Below are 18,326 nucleotides of genomic sequence, written 5' to 3'. Positions count from 1 at the left end.
CTTCCCTCCGTCTCCGCTCACTTAGCTCACTTAGCACTCGACACGTTCAAGTGCTAAGTCTAATACGAAGAGGCCGTTGTTAGCATGGTGCCCGCCCCGTCGCAGGCGTGAGACCCCACACCAGTGGGCCGGCTGCGCCCGGTCGGCACGACCGCGACGCCCGGCCCGCCGCCGATCCGCGGCAGGGATGCAGATGGACCGAGCCGCAACGAGAAGGAGAACCGTGTTCGATTATTCGTGGGGCGCACAGGAGATTTCCAAGCCGAAGCCCAAGAAACTCCGTCAGGTCCCCGTGGAGCGCGGAATGATCCTCGAGGACGTCCAGACGGGCTGGGTCGGAGAAGCGATTCGCATCGAGAAGTCCGGCGGCATGCTCGTCGTGGCTCTGGAGGACCGGCGGGGCCGGTCCAAGTCGTTCCCCGTCGGGTTCGGCTTCCTTCTGGAGGGCGAACCCGTCGAGCTCGTCGCACCGCAGCGGAACGCGGCCCCGGCACCCCGGCGCACAGCCTCCGGTTCGGTACATGTCGAAAATCTCCGAGCCCGGACGGCACGCGCCAGTCGCGTCTGGGTGGAAGGCAAGCACGATGCCGAACTCGTGGAGAAGGTCTGGGGCCACGACCTGCGGGTCGAGGGAATCGTGGTCGAGCCGCTGCACGGAGTCGACGATCTGGCAGGCCTGATCCGCGATTTCTCCCCCGGCCCCGATCGCCGGCTCGGCATTCTCGTCGACCACCTCGTTACGGGATCCAAGGAGTCCCGGATCGCCGCCGAGGCCATGCGGACCCCCGGCGCGGCCGGAAACGTGCTGATCGTCGGGCACCCGTACGTCGACGTCTGGCAATCCATCAAGCCGCACGTCATCGGGATCGAAGAGTGGCCGCAGGTCCCCCGGGGCACCGACTGGAAGACCGGCATCCTGCGCGGGATCGGCTGGCCGCATTCGTCCCCTGCCGACATCGGCCTCGGTTGGCAGCGGCTGCTCGGCTCCGTTTCCACCTACGCAGATCTGGAACCCAGCCTCCTCGGGCGCGTCGAGGAGGTCATCGACTTCCTCACGGCAGGCGACGCGCGATAGCCCTGCCCGGTGGAGCTTCCGCGGTTCGCCCGCGACTGCGGATACACTTTGACAACGATCTGGTCGCACACGACCGGCGATGAATCACGCTCAGCGAAGGAAACCTTGTGAACGAGAGGATGAAGGACCCCCAGCCGCACCCGGATGCGCCATTCGAGGGTTCCTCCCCGGCGGCCGAGCCCCTGACGCCCAGCCAGGACAGGCAGTGGGCCACCATGGCCCACTTCGGGGCCATTCTCGGCTGCGTGCCCTCGGCGATCATCTACTACGTCTACCGGGACCGCGGCGCATTCACGGAGCAGGAGGCCAAGGAGGCCTTCAACTTCACGCTGCCCCTGACCGTGATCGCGATCGTCTGCAATCTGCTGACCCTGCTCCCATTCATCGGCGGCATCTTCGCGATCATCGCAGTCGGGATCTGGGTCTTCGTCAGCGTCAACGGGGTTGTCGCCGGGTTGGAGGCCAACCGCGGTCGGCCCTACCGGTACCGGATCAACCTGCGGCTGATCTCCTAGCGGGACACGGCCCGCCTCAGAAACCCAGCAGTCGGCGAACCACCGCGTCGGCCAGCAGGCGCCCCTGGAGCGTCAGTCTGATCGTCCCGCGGATCGCGGCCGGCCCCTCGACGAGGTCGTCGGCGATGAGCCCCGCGACCTCGTGGCGCGCCGAGTGCGGCAGCTGGGCTGTCGGCAGTCCGTCGCTGATCCGCGACAGGAGCATGACCCGTTCGAGCAGGCGCGCCTCCTCGTCGGGCTCCTCCCGCCCGGCGGCCGGCGATTCACCGGCATCGATCCGCTGCTGGAATGCGGACGGATGTTTGACGTTCCACCAGCGGAGGCCGCCGACGTGCGAGTGGGCTCCGGGCCCGACCCCCCACCAGTCGCCGCCCTGCCAGTAGGCGAGGTTGTGCCGGCACCGGCCGGCCTCGGTACGGGACCAGTTGGAGACCTCGTACCAGTCGAAGCCGGCCTCTGCGAGCAATCGGTCGGCCAGGAGGTACTTGTCCGCATGATCGTCGTCGTCGATGTCGGGGACCTGGCCGCGGCGAATCTGTGCGGCCAACTTGGTGCCGTCCTCGATGATGAGGGCGTAGGCCGAGATGTGGTCCGGTTCGTAGGAGACGGCCTCGCGGAGACTCGTCTCCCAATCCTGCAGGCTCTCCCCCGGCGTGCCGTAGATCAGGTCGACACTGACGCTCAACCCGGCCTCGCGCGCCCACTGGACCGCCAGCGGGACCCGCGACGGGCGGTGGGTCCTGTCGAGCACCTCCAGGACGTGCGGGACCGCGGACTGCATGCCGATGGACACCCGGGTGAACCCACCCGCCGCGAGGACCCTGAACGTCTCGGGCGTCACGGACTCCGGGTTCGCCTCCGTGGTCACTTCCGCCCCGTCGGCGATGCCCCACACCTCACGGATCTCGGCGAGGATCCGGACGAGATCCTCGGCCGGGAGCAACGTGGGCGTCCCGCCGCCGAAGAACACGGTCTCCACCGGACGGTCGGCGATGCCGGACGCCCGCAGGGCACCCGCGGCGAAGACCACCTCGCGCGCCGCGGCGTCGGCATAGGAGTCCTGGCTGGCACCGGAGCCGAGCTCGGTCGCCGTGTACGTGTTGAAATCGCAGTACCCGCAGCGGACGGCGCAGAACGGGATGTGGACGTAGACCGAGAAGGTCCGCTCTCCAGCACCGTCGGCAGCACTTCCGGGAAGCCTGCCGTCGACCGGGGCCGGATCACCCAGCGGCAGCGTAGAAGGCACGACTACTTCTTCTTCTCCCCGGCAGCGGACGTCGAGGACAGCGCGGCGATGAAGGCTTCCTGAGGGACCTCGACGCGGCCAACCGTCTTCATCCGCTTCTTGCCCTCCTTCTGCTTCTCCAGCAGCTTGCGTTTGCGGCTGATGTCGCCGCCGTAGCATTTGGCCAGGACGTCCTTGCGGATGGCACGGATGTTCTCACGAGCGATGATGCGCGAGCCGATCGCCGCCTGGATCGGAATCTCGAACTGCTGACGCGGAATCAGTTCGCGCAGCTTCTGCGTCATCTTGACGCCGTAGGCGTAGGCCTTGTCCTTGTGCGTGATCGCGCTGAAAGCGTCCACCTGGTCCCCCTGCAGGAGAACGTCGACCTTGACCAGGTCGGCGACCTGGTCGCCGTCCGGCTTCCAGTCCAGGGACGCGTAGCCGCGCGTGCGCGACTTCAGATGGTCGAAGAAGTCGAACACGATCTCGGCCAGCGGCAACCGGTAGTGCATCTCGACGCGGTCCTCGGACAGGTAGTCCATGCCGCCCATCTGGCCACGGCGCGCCTGGCACAGCTCCATGATAGTGCCGACGAACTCGCTCGGGGCCAGCACCGTCGCGGAGACCATCGGCTCGTGCACCTCGAGGATCTTCCCTTCCGGGAATTCGCTCGGATTGGTCACGGTGAACATCTCATTGCCCTCGACCACGACGTCGTAGACGACGTTCGGGGCCGTCGAGATCAGGTCCAGCCCGAACTCGCGCTCGAGTCGCTCGCGGATGATCTCCAGGTGCAGCAGCCCGAGGAAGCCGACGCGGAAACCGAATCCGAGGGCGACGGAGGTCTCCGGCTCGTAGACCAGCGCTGCGTCGTTCAGCTGCAGCTTGTCCAACGCGTCTCGGAGCGTGGGGTAGTCGGATCCGTCCAGCGGGTACAGGCCGGAGAAGACCATCGGCTTCGGCTCGTCGTACCCGGCCAACTGCTCGCTCGCGGGCTTGTTCAGGGTCGTCACCGTGTCGCCGACCTTCGACTGGCGCACGTCCTTCACGCCCGTGATCAGGTAGCCGACCTCGCCCACGCCGAGCCCCTTCGTCGGCGTCGGCTCCGGCGAGCTGACACCGATCTCCAGCAATTCGTGGGTGGCCCGGGTGGACATCATCTGAATACGCTCGCGCGGCTTCAGATTCCCGTCGACCACGCGGACGTAGGTGACGACGCCGCGGTAGCTGTCGTACACCGAGTCGAAGATCATCGCCCGCGCCGGGGCGTCCGCGTTCCCCACGGGGGCCGGCAGGTCCCGGACGATCTTGTCCAGCAGCGCCTCCACGCCCTCACCGGTCTTGCCGGAGACCCGAAGCACGTCCTCCGGTTCACCGCCGATGAGGTTGGCGAGCTCTTCCGCGTACTTCTCGGGCTGGGCCGCGGGCAGGTCGATCTTGTTGAGGACCGGGATGATCGTCAGGTCGTTCTCCATGGCCATGTACAGGTTCGCCAGCGTCTGGGCCTCGATGCCCTGCGCGGCATCCACGAGCAGGATCGCCCCTTCGCACGCTGCCAGCGACCGCGAGACCTCGTAGGTGAAGTCGACATGGCCTGGCGTATCGATCATGTTCAGCGCGTGGGCCTTGCCCTCGAGCTCCCACGGCATGCGCACGGCCTGGGACTTGATCGTGATTCCGCGCTCGCGCTCGATGTCCATCCGGTCCAGGTACTGGGCCTTCATCTCGCGGGGCTGGACGACACCGGTCGCCTGCAGCATCCGGTCAGCCAGAGTCGATTTGCCGTGATCGATGTGCGCGATGATGCAGAAGTTCCTGATGATCGCCGGATCGGTGGCGGCGGGCACCGGTGCGGTGCGGGCCAATGGTGACACGTTGAAGACCTCGTTGGTATACGGACACGGACAAATCCAATTCGCGGCCGCACGCGGCCGCAATGCCCCATCATCCCATGAAATCCCCGCCGTCCCGCATCCGACGCGTTCCGCAGGCGACGGACCGCCGGCCCGTCACGTAGGCTGCTCATCCGCCGGATCGCCGACCACGGCTGGTAGCTTGCTGTCATGCAGATCAACGTGCGAACCGTGCGAAGGTGGGCCGGCATCGTCGGCCGCGTCGTCCGCGAAGTGAAGAAGGCCCGCCGCGCGTCCAACGAATCACCGGGCGGCCGCGGCGGCCGGCACCCCGACGTCGTCCCCGGCCAGGTGGGCAGCGGCAGCTGGGAGGCGGGCGGCTATCCGGGAGACTTCTCCGGACGCATCCAGCCGGTCTACGCGCCGGCACCGGACGGGAAACCGGACCCGGGAGAGATCGTCTGGTCGTGGGTGCCCTACGAAGAGGACTACGGCCAAGGCAAGGACCGCCCGGTCCTCCTGATCGGGCGCGACGGCCGGTACCTGCTGGCCCTGATGCTCACGAGCAGGGACCGCAACAACGAGGACCAGGCAGACCCCGACTACGTCGACATCGGCTCCGGCGACTGGGACGACAGGGGGCGCGAAAGCGAGGTCAAGGTCGACCGCGTCATCCGCCTGCTGCCCTCCGGTGTGCGACGCGAGGGTGCCGTGCTCGCCGAGAACCGGTTCGAGCGGGTGGCCCAGCGCGTGGCGGAGCGCTACGCCGGCTGATCCCCGGCCGCAGCGCCTTTGCGCAGGCGGCAAACTACAGATAGACTTGGCGGCAATGTGCCCGTGCAGGTCGACGGGCGCGTCTTACGGAGTCGCCAAAGGCATCCCCACGCCGCTCAGTCAATGGCTCCAGTAGATAACCCTCAGACCTTATCCACAACAGCAAGAGAGTTTACCTAAGTGGCAAACATCAAGTCCCAGAAGAAGCGCATTCTCACCAACGAGAAGGCGCGCGCGCGCAATGCCGCGTTCAAGTCCGAGCTGAAGACGCTGATCCGCAAGGTTCACGCAGCAGTTGCAGCTGGCAACAAGGAAGCCGCCACCGCGGCCCTCGCAACTGCCAGCCGCAAGCTGGACAAGGCCGTCAGCAAGGGTGTTGTCCACAAGAACCAGGCTGCCAACCGCAAGTCGGGTATCGCGCAGAAGGTTGCTTCCCTCTAAAGCAACCGACTGACGAAGAGCGGGCCGCCCCACTGGGGCGGCCCGCTCTTTTCGCATGCGCGCCTGCTCCTGCCCCGGGCGGTGAGGCCCGAGCCGAGCGGGAGCGGCCATCAACGCCGGGCCGACATCGCAATCCTCGACACCGCGCGTTCGACAGCGTATTCGGGATCGCGCCCGGCGCCCTTGACCAGCTGGTCCGTCTCCGCAATGAGTTCGAGACAGCTGGCCAGATCCGCTTGAGACCAGAAGCGCGCCTGTTCCTGTGCCTGCTGGACCTGCCACGGCGGCATCCCCAGTTCCTGGGCGAGCTGGCCCGACGACTGGCGGACGCCGGCGACCTTGGCGACCTGGCGCAGCTTCATCGCCAGAGCGGCGACGATCGGAACCGGATCGGTGCCCGTCGCGATCGCGTGTCTGAACGTCGACAACGCCACCGCGCCGCGACCGGTCAACGCCGCATCGGCCACTTTGAATCCCGTCGCCTCGACGCGCCCGCCGAAGTACTCGTCCACCTTCTCCTGGGAGATCTCCCCGGTTGCGTCCTGGACGAGTTGCGAGCAGGCGGAGGCGAGCTCCGCCAGATCTGATCCCACAGCCGCGACCAGCGCACGGGCAGCGTCCGGCTGGATTCTGCGGCGGTTGTGCCGGAACTCCTGGGCCACGAACTCCAGCTTGTCCGCGTCCTTCTTCAGCGGCTGACACGGCACGGTGGGGACCCCGGCCTTCTTCAGCGCGTCGAGGAGCTTCTTGCCCCGGTTCCCGCCCGAATGGTGCATGACCACGGTGACGTCCTCGGCGCCGTTCTTCACGAACTCGAGCGCGTCGAGCAGGAAGTCCTCGCTCATCGTCGCCAGACCCCGGACCTCGATGTGCTTGGACTCCCCGAACAGCGAGGGACTCGCGGCCATGAGGAACTCGCCCCGCTCGTACGACGCGGCGTCGAACCGGGTGACCTCCGTATCAGGCGCCGCGTCCAGGACCTGCCGGCGAACCAAATCGAAACAGCGCGAGGCGACGTAGTCCTCGGACCCCGACAGGAGCACCAGGGGTGCCGGCTCTATCGACCGCCAAGCGTGCGGATCGGCGGCGCCGCGCTGGCCACCGCGCCGTTGGCTCGCTCCTGCCATGAATTCCTCCTCGATGACGTCGGTCTACGATCCTATCGCGCCGGTTCGCCCGGCGCGGGCCGATCGCCCGGATCGTCAGCCGTCCGGCTCCGGACCCGTTCTCCAGGTCCACCAGCACAGTTCCCCGTTCATCGGTCCGCAGCAGGGGGACGCCGGCGGCCGCATAGGCCTCCACGACGCGAGGGGATGGATGGCCGTAGGTGTTCTCCCGCCCGACGCTCACGAGGCCCACGCCCGGCAGACTGGTTTCGAGCGCCTCCGTGCCCCCGTTGGCCGCACCATGGTGGGAGACCTTCAGCACGTCCGTCCGCAGGTCGGGTCGTTCGCGCAGCAGAACGGACATGGCCTGTTCCTCGATGTCCCCCGTCGCGAGCATGCGCGCCCGGGCACCCGATTCGCCGACGAGCAGGTCCATGACCAACGACGCGTCGTTCTCCTCTCCGGGGACACTGTCGGCGCGCGGCCACAAGACCTCCCAGGCCAGGGAGAATTCTCCCTTCTCGAAAGCGCCCCTGTCGCCGGCCACGAGCCGGCGGATCGGGGGCGATCCGGCGCCCGACCCGCCGACCAGATCTCCCAGCCGAGCCGGCGGATCCGCCGTGGTCCCGGCAAATGGTCGAGCTGTCGAATAGTAGATGACTCCTACATCGTGCCGCGCGAGCACGCCGGCGAGGGCGCCGACGTGGTCGGCATGCAGGTGACTGATGAAGACGGCATCAAGCGCCTCGACGCCGACCCTGTCGAGACAGGCGAGCAACGCCTCCGGGTCGTCCCCCACGTCGATGGCGACAGCGGCTGACGTACCGGTGCGGAGCAGCAGCGCGTCCCCCTGGCCCACATCGCAGGCCGCGATATTCCATGCGCGGGCCGGTGGCTCCATCAGCGGCGTCGCCGGGAGCACGACGCCGGCGATCAGGGCTGCGCCCGCCGTCACCGCGGCCGCGGTCGCGACACCCCACGGCCCGCCTCCCGGTGCCGGCCCCGTCCGGTTGCGGCTCGACGTTCCGGCGACTCCCCGTCCCGTTGCCCGCCGGGCGGCAGCCCACACCGCGAATGCCGCACAGGTGGCCAGGGCAGCCGCCAGGCCCGAACCCGTCCCGCCCTCGGGCCACGGGACGGAGGCGCCCGGCCAGTCGGCGATCTCCGTCCCCAGGAGACCGACGAGATGGGCCAGCCACCCGGACAGCTGCACCAGCGGTTGGCTGAGGTGTCCGGGCAGGGCGGCGGTGACCAGACCCGCGGTCCCTGCCACGGTGATGACCGGCACGAGGGGCGCGACGACGAGATTGGCGAGGACCCCGTAGGTGGCCAGCCTCGGCTGAAGTGCCACCAGGACCGGCTGGCAGGACAATTGCGCGGACAGGCTGATGGCGACCCCCTGGGCCAGCCATCCCGGCATCAGCCGCGCGAGTCGCCCCGCCATGGGTCGGCCCATGACGACGATCCCCGCCGTCGCGAGCACCGAGAGCTGGAAGGCCGGGTCGCGGGCGAAGCCGGGGTTGAGGCCCAGCAGGATGACGCTGCACGCGCACAGCGCGGCGAACGCCTGACGCCCGCGGCCGACGAAGACGGCTGTTGCCGCGATGGCGCCCATGACGGCCGCTCGGACCACGCTGGCATCGAAGCCCACGAGGACCACGAAACCGGCCAGCGATCCCGCAGCCCCGGCGAAGGCCAGCCAGCGCGGGCAGCGGGCGAGCCTCAGCAGCCACAGCACTGCGCCCATGATGAACGCGCAGTTGGCACCGCTGACGGCGGTCAAGTGGGCCAGCCCGGTCACCTTCATGGCCTCGTCCAGCTGCTCGGACTGACCGCTGCGGTCGCCCATCACCATGCCCGGCAGCAGGGCCGACCCGTACGCCGGCAGGCCCTGGCTGCGTTCGACGAACCGGTCCCTCAGCTGGTGCACGAGCCCGCTCCGGTCGGACTCGACGATCGTGGAGCCCGCGCCCATGGTCGCCCAGAACGAGTGGTTCATGCCGTCCTCGGCCGTTTGCAGGGTCGCGAACCCGAAGATCCTCGTCCCGGCGCGGAGGGGCCCCGGGCGTTCCGGGGTTCCCGCGGCCGGCGCCAAACGGAGGTACACGGGCACGTCCGCCTCGTGCCACCGGCCCCGGGACCAGAAGCGCTGCACGGTCGCCGCTCCCGCCAGCTCCCACCGGCCCGGACCGGCTCGCGTCCCGAGCCCGTCGGGCCTCGGCGGCGGGGCGTCCCAGACGGGCCGCGGCGCGGGTGGCACCGATGCGGGTTCACCGTCCCGGGTCGACCACACGTCCTCCTTCCAGACCGGCAGCGCGTCGCCGGTCAGCTCGGTTTCGATCCGCACCGTCGGCCCGCCCGCCACGTGCTCGGCCAGCCGTGCCAGGCCCGAATTCGCGGGGCCCGCGAGGGCCACGGTGGAGGCCACCAGCGTGGCCCCGGCCAGGGTCGCCGCGGCCGGCCCCCACAGGTGGTGCGACCAGGCGATGAGCCCCTGGTTCCGGACCAGCAGCCAGACGAGCCCGAAGAGCAGGCCCACTCCCCCCGCCGCAGCCCATCCGGCGGCGCCGGCGTCTGCTCCTCCCAACGCGAGCGCGGTCCCCCACGCCCCGGCGACCGCCCAGATGCCCCGGGCATCGAATCGGGCGCGCTCTCCGTCCCGGTGCGTGTCCCCGGCCGCGGTGGGCATCAGAACTCGACGACGTCGCCGAGCTGCTCGAGCAGCACCGGCCCGATGCCCGAGACGGCGTCGAGGTCGGCGATGCCCTGGTACGGTCCGTTCCGCTCGCGGAAGTCGATGATCCTCCCGGCGAGGGCCGGGCCGATCCCCGGCAGTTCCTCCAGCTGGGCGGCCCCGGCCGTATTGACGTTGACGAACGCTGCACCCTCTGCTCCGCCGGTCGTCCCGCCGGCCGGCGGCGGTGCGGGCATTCTGCCGGCCTCGTCGCGGGTCGGGATCCAGATCTGCTGGCCGTCCGCGACCTCGGCCGCCAGGTTGACGCCTTCCGTCGCCGCCTCGCCGGTCGCCCCGCCGGCCGCTTCGAGGGCTTCCAGGGCGCGGGCGCCGCCGTCCAGCTCGTAGACTCCCGGCTCCTGGACGGCGCCGACAACATGCACCAGCACCGTCCGGACGTCCTCGGCCGCGGGCTGCTGATCCGAGTCCCGCGACGACTGCGGCGAAGCCGTCGGACTGCCGGTCGGAGAGGCGGTCGGAGAAGCGGCGGAGGTCTGCGGGCGCTCGTCGAGCTCGACGGTCTCGATCTCCCGGCCGCCGCCGACCCACGGCCGCACGACGAGGCTGACCCCGATCCAGACGATGACGCCGACCGCCAGGCAGACCAGGGCACCCCGGCCGAGCGACCAGCGCACACGGGCCGGTGACGGCCGTTCCCGGGTGTTGTCGCGCGTCTGCCAGCGGTGTCGGACCATGCCTCGACGCTAGGGCGGCGGCGCCTGCTCGATTCCGTTCCAAGCGCGGCCTGTGGACCGGCGCCGCGGAAGCGCCGCCTGTGGACGGGGAGTCAGGCCACGACGACGGCGACCACGCCGGCCCCCGTATGCGCGCCGAGAACCGCGGGCAGCCCCACGACGCGCACCTCGCCGTCGGCATAGGCCGCCAGTTCGTGGACGATCTCCTGCGCCTGGTCGGTGTTCCCGTAGCAGTGCACGGCGATCCGGGCGGGGCGGCCGCTCTTCTCGGCGCGGGCCGTGGCCGCGTCGCGGCTGATCTCCACGAGGCGGTCGAGGGCGCGCGACTGGGTGCGCACCTTGTCGCGGACCTGGATCTGCCCGTCGCGCACGGTCAGCAGCGGTTTGACCGACAGCAGCGTGCCCAGCACGGAGGCCGCCAGTGTGATGCGGCCACCGCGCCGGAGCTGATCCAGCGTGGGAACGACGAAGTTGATGCTGCCGGGACCATCGGCTGCGGCGGCCGCGGCGACGTCGTCCGCGCTCCCGCCGCCGCGTGCCGCCTCCAGCGCCGCGAGGACGGCGTACCCCTGGGCCATGCCGACGGTCTCGGAGTCTACGACGCGCACGTCGATCGCTGCGTCCCGCGCCGCCAGCCGGGCGGCGTCGACCGTCCCGGAGAGTCCGCTGGAGAGGTGGACGGAGACCACGGCCGTGTACCCCGTCTCCGCCAGGTCGCCGTAGGTGCGGGCGAAGACGCCCGGTGCCGGACGGGACGTGCTGATCCGGGCGCCCGTGGCGAGTCCCGTGGCCAGCGCGGTCTCGACGTCGTCGTGCCCCTCGGTGTAGATCTGCCCGTCGATCATGACGGGCATCGGGACGACACGCACGCCGGCGCCGAACGGCTCCAGCCAGTCCTCCGGCAGGGCGGCCGCGCTGTCCGTGACGACGGCGACGCGGTCGGCCGTCTCGGCGCCACCGGCCTGCCGCGGCTCGGAGGAGGCCAGCCCGCGGAGTCGTTCGATCCACCCCGCCGGCTGTCTGCCCCGAGCGTTGCCCATACTGTGCAGCCTACCGGCCTAGGCCGGGACGATGTTGACGAGTTTCGGCGCCCGGACGATCACCTTGCGCGGCTCGGCGCCGTCCAGGAGCTTCTGCACGGCGGGGGAAGCGAGTGCCGTCGCGCGCAGTTCGTCCTCGCTGATGTCCGGCGAGACCTCCAGGCGGTCGCGCACCTTGCCCTTGACCTGGACCACGGCGACGACCGTGTCGTCGACGAGCAGCGCCGGGTCCACCGCGGGCCAGCCGGCCTTCGCGACGGACGGCTCGTGGCCGAGGCGGGCCCACATGTCCTCCGCCGTGTAGGGGGCGAAGAGGCTGAGCATGACGGCGACGGTCTCCACGGCTTCGCGGACCGCCGGGTCGGCCGCACCCGCGCCGGAGTCGATCGCCTTGCGCGTCGCGTTGACCAGCTCCATCGACTTGGCGACCACGACGTTGAACTTGCCGGAGTCCAGCAGTTCCGTCGCCTCGGCCACGGTTTTGTGCGTGACCGAGCGCAACTGCGCGTCGCCCGCCGCGGGATCGGCGCCGGGGCGGCTGGCGACGTCGCCGGCGAGCCGCCAGGCGCGGGCCAGGAACTTGGCCGAGCCGGACGGGGAGACGTCGGCCCAGTCGACGTCGTCCTCGGGCGGGGACGCGAAGATCATCGTCAGGCGCACGGCGTCGACGCCGAACACGTCCAGCTGTTCGCCGAGGTCGACGCCGTTGCCCAGCGACTTGCTCATGGCGCGGCCGCCGTTGAGCACCTGCCCCTGGTTGAGCAGGGCGCTGAACGGTTCGGTGGCGTCGATCAGACCCAGGTCGTGGATGACCTTCGTGAAGAAGCGCGCGTAGAGCAGGTGCAGGATCGCGTGCTCGACGCCGCCGACGTACTGCCCGACCGGCATCCAGTCGCGCACCGCCTGCGGGTCGAACGGACCCTCGGTGTAGTCCGGCGAGACGAAGCGCAGGAAGTACCAGGACGAGTCCACGAACGTGTCCATGGTGTCGGTGTCCCGCTGGGCGGCGCCGCCGCACCGCGGGCAGTCGACGTTGACCCATTCCTCGGCCGCGGCCAGCGGCGAGGTGCCCTTCGGGGAGAGCTGCTCGCCGCGCAGGTTGTCGGGGAGGCGGACCGGCAGCTGCTCGTCCGGAACCGGGACCTCGCCGCACGCGGCGCAGTGGATGATCGGGATCGGGGTGCCCCAGAAGCGCTGGCGGCTCAGCAGCCAGTCGCGCAGGCGGAAGTTGACGGTGTGCTCGCCGGTGCCGGCGGCCTCGACGATCTCTATGGCCCGGGCGATGCCGTCGGCCTTGCTCAGCCCGTCGAGCTCGCCCGAGTTGATCAGCGTGCCCTCCCCGGTGGTGGCGGTCCCCGTGGCGGCCGGGTCCTCCTCGCCGGTGTCCAGGACGGCGCGCACCGGCAGGTCGAAGGTCCTCGCGAAGTCCAGGTCGCGCTGGTCGTGGGCCGGCACGGCCATGATCGCGCCCGTGCCGTAGTCGGCGAGGACGTAGTCCGCGGCCCAGACCGGCAGCTTCTCGCCGTTGAGCGGGTTGGTCGCGTAGCGGCCGGTGAACACGCCGGTCTTCTCACGCTCGGTGGACTGGCGCTCGATCTCGCTCAGCGCCTTGACCTGCTCCTGGTAGGCCTCCAGCGCCGGGCGCTGGGCGTCGGTGACCAGCTCGCCGGCCAGGTCCGCGTCGGCGGCGACGACGAAGAACGTCGCCCCGTGCAGGGTGTCCGGGCGTGTGGTGAAGACGGTGGTCTTCGCCTCCGGCTTGTCGCCCTCGGCGGCGATGACGAAATCCACGTGGGCGCCCTCGGAGCGGCCGATCCAGTTCTTCTGCATCAGGAGCACGCGCTCCGGCCAGTGGCCCTTGAGCTGCTCCATGTCGTCGAGCAGCCGGTCGGCGTACTCGGTGATCTTGAAGTACCACTGGTTCAGGGACTTCTTGGTCACCGGGGTGCCGCAGCGCTCGCACGCGCCGTCGACGACCTGCTCGTTGGCGAGCACGGTCTGGTCCTTCGGGCACCAGTTCACGGGGTGGTTCTTGCGGTAGGCCAGGCCCTTCTCGTAGAAGCGGGAGAACAGCCACTGCGTCCACCGGTAGTACTCGGGGTCCGAGGTGTGCAGGCGGCGCGACCAGTCGGCGCTGATCGCGTAGCGCTTGAAGGACGCGGCTTGGGTGTCGATGTTTTTGTAGGTCCACTCGGCCGGGTGCGCGTCGCGCTTGATGGCGGCGTTCTCGGCCGGCAGGCCGAAGGAGTCCCAGCCGATCGGGTGCAGCACGTCGTAGCCGCACTGGTTCCAGTAGCGGGAGACGACGTCGCCCATGGCGAACGCTTCCGCGTGGCCCATGTGCAGATCGCCCGAGGGGTACGGGAACATGTCCAGCACGTAGCGGCGCTCGCGGCTGCCGTCGTCGGCCGGCGTGAACACACCTAGCTCCTCCCACACCGGGGCCCACTTGGCCTCGATCTCGCGGAAGTCGTACGCGGTACCGCTCTGGGTCGCTTCGCTGGGCTGCGTGCTCACGTGTTGTTTCACCTTCACTGTAGGTACGTCGTGCATCGGCGGTGGCCCCGGGGGCGCGGGGTGCCGGTGGCTTGGCCAGAACATGCAAAAGCCCCTTGCATGCAAGGGGCGCACCGCACGGGGACATCCGGGAGGATGGTCTCCGGCGGTCAACGTAGGGCTGGGCGCAATACCATGTCCGCCAGTTTACAGCACGGGCAGGGACGACGACGGCGGTCCCCCGCCGTCGTCGTCCCCCGTCGCGCCGCTGAAGCCGGTCGCCGGAAGGCGCCCCTAGAGCACGTCCTCGTCGACCCAGTCCAGCGTGCGCTGGACGGCCTTGCGCCAGAGACGCATCTGGCGCTCGCGCTCGGCGTCGTCCATCGCCGGCTCCCAGCGCTTGTCCTCGGCCCACTTGGCCGTGAGCTCGCCGAGGTCGTTCCAGAAGCCCGTGGCGAGGCCGGCGGCGTAGGCCGCGCCGAGCGCCGTCGTCTCGATGATCTCGGGCCTCACGACGGGCACGCCGAGGATGTCCGACTGGAACTGCATGAGCGCGTCGTTCTCGACCATCCCACCGTCGACGCGCAGCTCCGTCAGCGGGACACCCGCGTCCGAGTTGACCGCGTCGAGGACCTCGCGGGTCTGGAAGGCCGTGGCCTCGAGCGCCGCGCGGGCCATGTGATTCTTGTTCGCGAAGCGGGTCAGGCCGACGATCGCGCCGCGCGCCTCCGGGCGCCAGTGCGGGGCGAACAGGCCGGAGAAGGCCGGGACGATGTAGACCCCGCCGTTGTCGTCGACCTTCTTCGCCAGCTCCTCGATCTCCGGCGCGCTGGCGATGATGCCCAGCTGGTCGCGGAACCACTGCACGAGGGATCCGGCGACGGCGATCGAGCCCTCGAGCGCGTAGACGGTCTTGTTCTCACCCAGCTTGTAGGCGACGGTGGTCAGCAGCCCGTTGTCCGAGTGGACGATCTCCTCCCCCGTGTTGAAGATGAGGAAGCAGCCCGTGCCGTAGGTGTTCTTGGCCTCGCCCTGCTTGAAGGCGGCCTGCCCGAAGGTGGCGGCCTGCTGGTCGCCGAGGATGCCGGCGACCGGGACCTCGCGCAGCAGCTGCGAGCCGGCGACGTGCCCGTAGACCTCGGACGAGGACTTGATCTCCGGCATCATCGAGGCCGGGACGCCGAAGTCCGCGAGGATCTCCTCGTTCCAGGTCAGCGAGTCGAGGTTCATGAACAGGGTGCGCGACGCGTTCGTCACATCGGTGGCGTGCACGCCGCCGTTGGTTCCGCCGGTCAGGTTCCACAGGACCCAGGAGTCCGTGGTCCCGAACATCAGGTCGCCGGCGTCGGCCCGCTCTCGGGCCCCCTCGACGTTGTCGAGGATCCATTTGATCTTGGTGCCCGAGAAGTAGGTCGCCAGCGGCAGGCCGACCCGGTCCTTGTAGCGGTCGGTCCCGCCGTCGGCCGCGAGCTCGTCGACGATGCCCTGCGTGCGGGTGTCCTGCCAGACGATGGCGTTGTAGACCGGCTCACCGGTGGTCCGGTCCCAGACGACGGCCGTCTCGCGCTGGTTGGTGATGCCGACCGAGTCGATGTCGTGGCGGGTCAGGTTGGCGCGGGAGAGCGCCTGCCCGACGACCTCGCGGACATTCGTCCAGATCTCGGCGGCGTCGTGCTCGACCCAGCCGGCCTTCGGCAGGATCTGCTCGTGCTCCTTCTGGCCGACCGAGACGATGTTGCCTGCCTGGTCGAAGACGATGGCGCGGCTGCTCGTGGTTCCCTGGTCGATCGCGATGATGTAGCTCATGGGGTCTCCTTTGACGTGGTGGTGGGGCGTGTCGGCGTCGGGGGTCGGGTCAGAAGATCGCACCGGCGGTCAGGCCGCCCAGCGCGCCGCCGACCAGCGGGCCCACGATCGGGACCCACGAGTAGCTCCAATCGCTACCACCCTTGCCCTTGATGGGCAAGAGCGCGTGGGCGATGCGCGGGCCGAGGTCGCGGGCCGGGTTGATGGCGTACCCGGTCGGGCCGCCGAGGGAGGCGCCGATCACGAGGACGAGCAGGCCGACCGCCAGCGGGCCGAGTTCGTGCGGCGTCCCGCCGAGGCTGCCGATGACGAAGACCAGGAAGAACGTGCCGATGATCTCGGTCACCAGGTTCCACGGCTTGTTGCGGATCTCGGGGCCGGTCGAGAAGACTGCCAGCTTGGCCCCGGTCTCGGTGTCCGGGTGGTCGAAGTGGTTGCGGTAGGTCAACCATGCCAGCACGGCGCCGAGGAAGGCGCCGAGCATCTCGGCCGCGAAGTAGAGCAGGGTGTTGGCCACCGTGATGGCCACGCCGGGGGCGAACTCGTGGACGTCCTGGTTGGCGATCAGGCCCACGGTGACGGCCGGGTTGAGGTGGGCCCCGGACTGCGCGGCCACGAACACGCCGGAGAAGACGCCGAGCCCCCAGCCGAAGTTGATGAGCAGCCAGCCGCCGCTGAAGCCCTTGGTCTTGGCCAGGACGACGTTGGCGACGACGCCGCAGCCGAGGGCCAACAGCGTCATGGTGCCGAACATCTCGGCGAGGAATATCTGGGCTGTCATAAGGTGACTCCTTTGTCAGTCGTTGTCATTGCAGGTGTGAGTGGTGTCGGGCAGGTCGCCTAGACGAGCTCGACCTGGTGCTTCTCGTGCAGGACCGAGGTGCAGCCGAGGATCTCGGCGCTTCGCCGGTCCTCGTCCCAGCCGAGGCGCGAGGCGAGCTCGTCCGCCAGCTGGTCGACGAGTTCACGGGTGACGAGCCCCCGGAAGGCGAGGGCGGTGCGGCGGACGAGCACGTCGACGAGGTGGCCGACCTGCTCGTGCTCGACCATGTAGGCCAGCTCGCCGGTGGACAGCTCGTTCGGGTTGCCCAGGCCGGCCAGCGGGAGGTCGCTCTCCCCGCCCAGATACGGCAGGACCTCGTCGGCGCGCGTGCCGTAGCGCTCGAGCAGGATGTCCAGGCGCTCGGCGCTGGCGAAGCGCGTGCGGGCGGAGGCCCAGGCACGGCGTCCGGCGTCGGTCGTCGGGTAGTTGCGGCCGCCGCCGATCGCCAGGCCGGTGGTCTGCACCGAGCGGGCCAGGCCGACCTCGTCGAGGACCTCGTTGGTGAGGTGCTCGGCCACGGCGCGGAAGGTGGTCCACTTGCCGCCGACGAGCGAGAACACGGTGTTGTCTCCGGCGCGGCGCTCGATCCGGTAGTCGCGGGAGACGAAGCCCGGCGCGGTGTCGTCGTGGCGCGGCAGCGGGCGGACGCCCGAGAAGCGGTAGACGATGTGGCTGCGCTCCACGGAGATCTTCGGGAACACGTGCCCGACGAGGTCGAAGAAGTAGTCGACCTCCGCCTCGGTGCAGACCGCGTCGACGCTCATGTCGGCCTCGAGGTCGGTGGTGCCCACGAGGACGCGGTCGCCGAGCGGGTAGATCAGCACGATGCGGCCGTCGGTGTGCTCGAAGAAGATCTCGCGGCCCGCGCAGGCGGCGTGCAGCTCCGGGTGGTCGAGCACGATGTGCGAGCCCTTGGTGCCGCCCATGTAGCTGGTCGCGGCGCCCATGTCGGTGTTGGTCAGGTCGGTCCACGCGCCGGTCGCGTTGACGACGACGTCGGCGGCGAACTCGAAGGTCTCGCCGGTGAGCTCGTCGCGCAGTGTGGCTGCGCCGCCGTCGTTCCCGATGAGCGAGACGTAGTTCGCGGCGCGGGCCTGCGGGTTGGCGGCGAGGCCGTCGCGCAGCACGTCGAGGGTGAGGCGCTCCGGGTTGTGCACGGAGGCGTCGAAGTAGGTGGCCGTGTACTTCACGTCGTCCCGCAGGGCGGGCAGCTGCTCGCGGCTGGCCTTGCGGCCGACGAACGTGTGCCACGGGGTGCTGCGCTTGATGCCGGCGAACGCGTCGTACATCACCAGGCCGAGCTTGATGAGGACGGCGCCGCGCTCGGTCGGCTTCCCGGAGCGGTGAGTGAGGAACCGCGTCGGCGCCGAGAGGATGCCGGAGAACGTGGAGAAGATCGGGATCGTCGTGCGCAGCGGCTTCACGTGGTGGGCCGCGACCTCGAGCAGGCCGTTGCGCTCCTGGACGGACTCGTGCACCAGGCGGAACTCGCCGTTCTCCAGGTAGCGGATGCCGCCGTGGATCATGTGGCTGGACGCCCCGGAGGCGCCCTCGCAGTAGTCGCCGCGCTCGACCAGCGTGACGTCGACGCCCTGGAGCGCGAGGTCGCGGAACGTCGCGACTCCGTTGATTCCGCCTCCGACGACCAGCACGCGGGCTGCGGGGCGCTCCTGAAGCTGGCGGACGATCTGGCGGCTCTGTTCGGTCTGCACGGTGGTGATGACTCCTCAATACGTGGTG

At 69.8% G+C, this 18,326-nt stretch carries 14 protein-coding genes; 4 read left to right on the top strand and 10 right to left on the bottom strand.

The features are described 5' to 3' along the window. The first annotated feature begins 223 nt into the window (after positions 1-223). Together IE069_RS03560 and IE069_RS03555 are read left to right on the top strand one after the other, a co-directional pair. Positions 224-1,075: a DUF3097 domain-containing protein gene (locus IE069_RS03560; RefSeq protein ID WP_229790915.1), complete on the top strand. Its 852-nt coding sequence runs from the start codon at positions 224-226 to the stop codon at positions 1,073-1,075. 107 nt (positions 1,076-1,182) lie between these two features. Beyond that, the gene (locus IE069_RS03555; protein WP_308425368.1) at positions 1,183-1,590 is read left to right on the top strand and encodes a DUF4870 domain-containing protein; all 408 of its coding nucleotides are present in this window, start codon (positions 1,183-1,185) and stop codon (positions 1,588-1,590) included. Positions 1,591-1,606: 16 nt separating this feature from the next. Here the strand turns inward: IE069_RS03555 and hemW are convergent, their stop codons facing one another. Both hemW and lepA read right to left on the bottom strand, forming a co-directional pair. Next, positions 1,607-2,836 carry a radical SAM family heme chaperone HemW gene (gene hemW, locus IE069_RS03550; RefSeq protein ID WP_189348729.1) on the bottom strand — a complete coding sequence of 410 codons (1,230 nt, stop codon included), beginning with the start codon at positions 2,834-2,836 and terminating at the stop codon, positions 1,607-1,609. 2 nt (positions 2,837-2,838) lie between these two features. Then, on the bottom strand, positions 2,839-4,692 hold the full coding sequence (lepA, locus tag IE069_RS03545) for a translation elongation factor 4 (protein WP_189348728.1): 1,854 nt from the start codon (positions 4,690-4,692) through the stop codon (positions 2,839-2,841). Positions 4,693-4,881: 189 nt separating this feature from the next. Between lepA and IE069_RS03540 the strand changes: the two genes are divergently transcribed. Beyond that, the gene (locus IE069_RS03540; RefSeq protein ID WP_189348727.1) at positions 4,882-5,445 is read left to right on the top strand and encodes a type II toxin-antitoxin system PemK/MazF family toxin; all 564 of its coding nucleotides are present in this window, start codon (positions 4,882-4,884) and stop codon (positions 5,443-5,445) included. Positions 5,446-5,625: 180 nt separating this feature from the next. Beyond that, positions 5,626-5,886 carry a 30S ribosomal protein S20 gene (gene rpsT, locus IE069_RS03535; RefSeq protein ID WP_189348726.1) on the top strand — a complete coding sequence of 87 codons (261 nt, stop codon included), beginning with the start codon at positions 5,626-5,628 and terminating at the stop codon, positions 5,884-5,886. Positions 5,887-5,996: 110 nt separating this feature from the next. Here rpsT and holA read toward each other — a convergent pair whose 3' ends face one another. From holA to IE069_RS03495, 8 genes are all read right to left on the bottom strand, one after another. Beyond that, on the bottom strand, positions 5,997-6,881 hold the full coding sequence (holA, locus tag IE069_RS03530) for a DNA polymerase III subunit delta (protein WP_189348764.1): 885 nt from the start codon (positions 6,879-6,881) through the stop codon (positions 5,997-5,999). Continuing rightward, positions 6,847-9,681 (bottom strand): ComEC/Rec2 family competence protein, encoded by a 2,835-nt coding sequence (locus tag IE069_RS03525; protein WP_189348725.1) that lies wholly within the window; start codon positions 9,679-9,681, stop codon positions 6,847-6,849. The genes holA and IE069_RS03525 overlap by 35 nt, the downstream gene beginning before the upstream one ends. Then, positions 9,681-10,421, bottom strand: coding sequence for a ComEA family DNA-binding protein (locus IE069_RS03520; protein ID WP_189348724.1), 741 nt, complete (start codon positions 10,419-10,421; stop codon positions 9,681-9,683). The genes IE069_RS03525 and IE069_RS03520 overlap by 1 nt, the downstream gene beginning before the upstream one ends. A gap of 92 nt (positions 10,422-10,513) precedes the next feature. Continuing rightward, the gene (locus IE069_RS03515) at positions 10,514-11,461 is read right to left on the bottom strand and encodes a DegV family protein (protein WP_189348723.1); all 948 of its coding nucleotides are present in this window, start codon (positions 11,459-11,461) and stop codon (positions 10,514-10,516) included. An 18-nt stretch (positions 11,462-11,479) separates the two neighbouring features. Then, positions 11,480-13,978 (bottom strand): leucine--tRNA ligase, encoded by a 2,499-nt coding sequence (gene leuS / locus IE069_RS03510; protein ID WP_189348722.1) that lies wholly within the window; start codon positions 13,976-13,978, stop codon positions 11,480-11,482. Positions 13,979-14,251: 273 nt separating this feature from the next. Beyond that, entirely contained in the window at positions 14,252-15,763 is a 1,512-nt protein-coding gene (gene glpK, locus IE069_RS03505) for a glycerol kinase GlpK (RefSeq protein WP_189348721.1), read from the bottom strand. Positions 15,764-15,812: 49 nt separating this feature from the next. Beyond that, positions 15,813-16,544, bottom strand: a complete 732-nt coding sequence (locus IE069_RS03500) for an MIP/aquaporin family protein (protein WP_189348720.1) — start codon at positions 16,542-16,544, stop codon at positions 15,813-15,815. A gap of 59 nt (positions 16,545-16,603) precedes the next feature. Then, positions 16,604-18,307 carry a glycerol-3-phosphate dehydrogenase/oxidase gene (locus IE069_RS03495; RefSeq protein ID WP_189348761.1) on the bottom strand — a complete coding sequence of 568 codons (1,704 nt, stop codon included), beginning with the start codon at positions 18,305-18,307 and terminating at the stop codon, positions 16,604-16,606. Positions 18,308-18,326 lie beyond the last annotated feature (19 nt).

Origin of the sequence: Zhihengliuella salsuginis (assembly GCF_014651715.1) — a bacterium.
GTDB lineage: Bacteria > Actinomycetota > Actinomycetes > Actinomycetales > Micrococcaceae > Zhihengliuella > Zhihengliuella salsuginis.
Note: the sequence above shows the minus strand (reverse complement) of the source record. Positions and strands in the feature narration are given on the sequence as shown.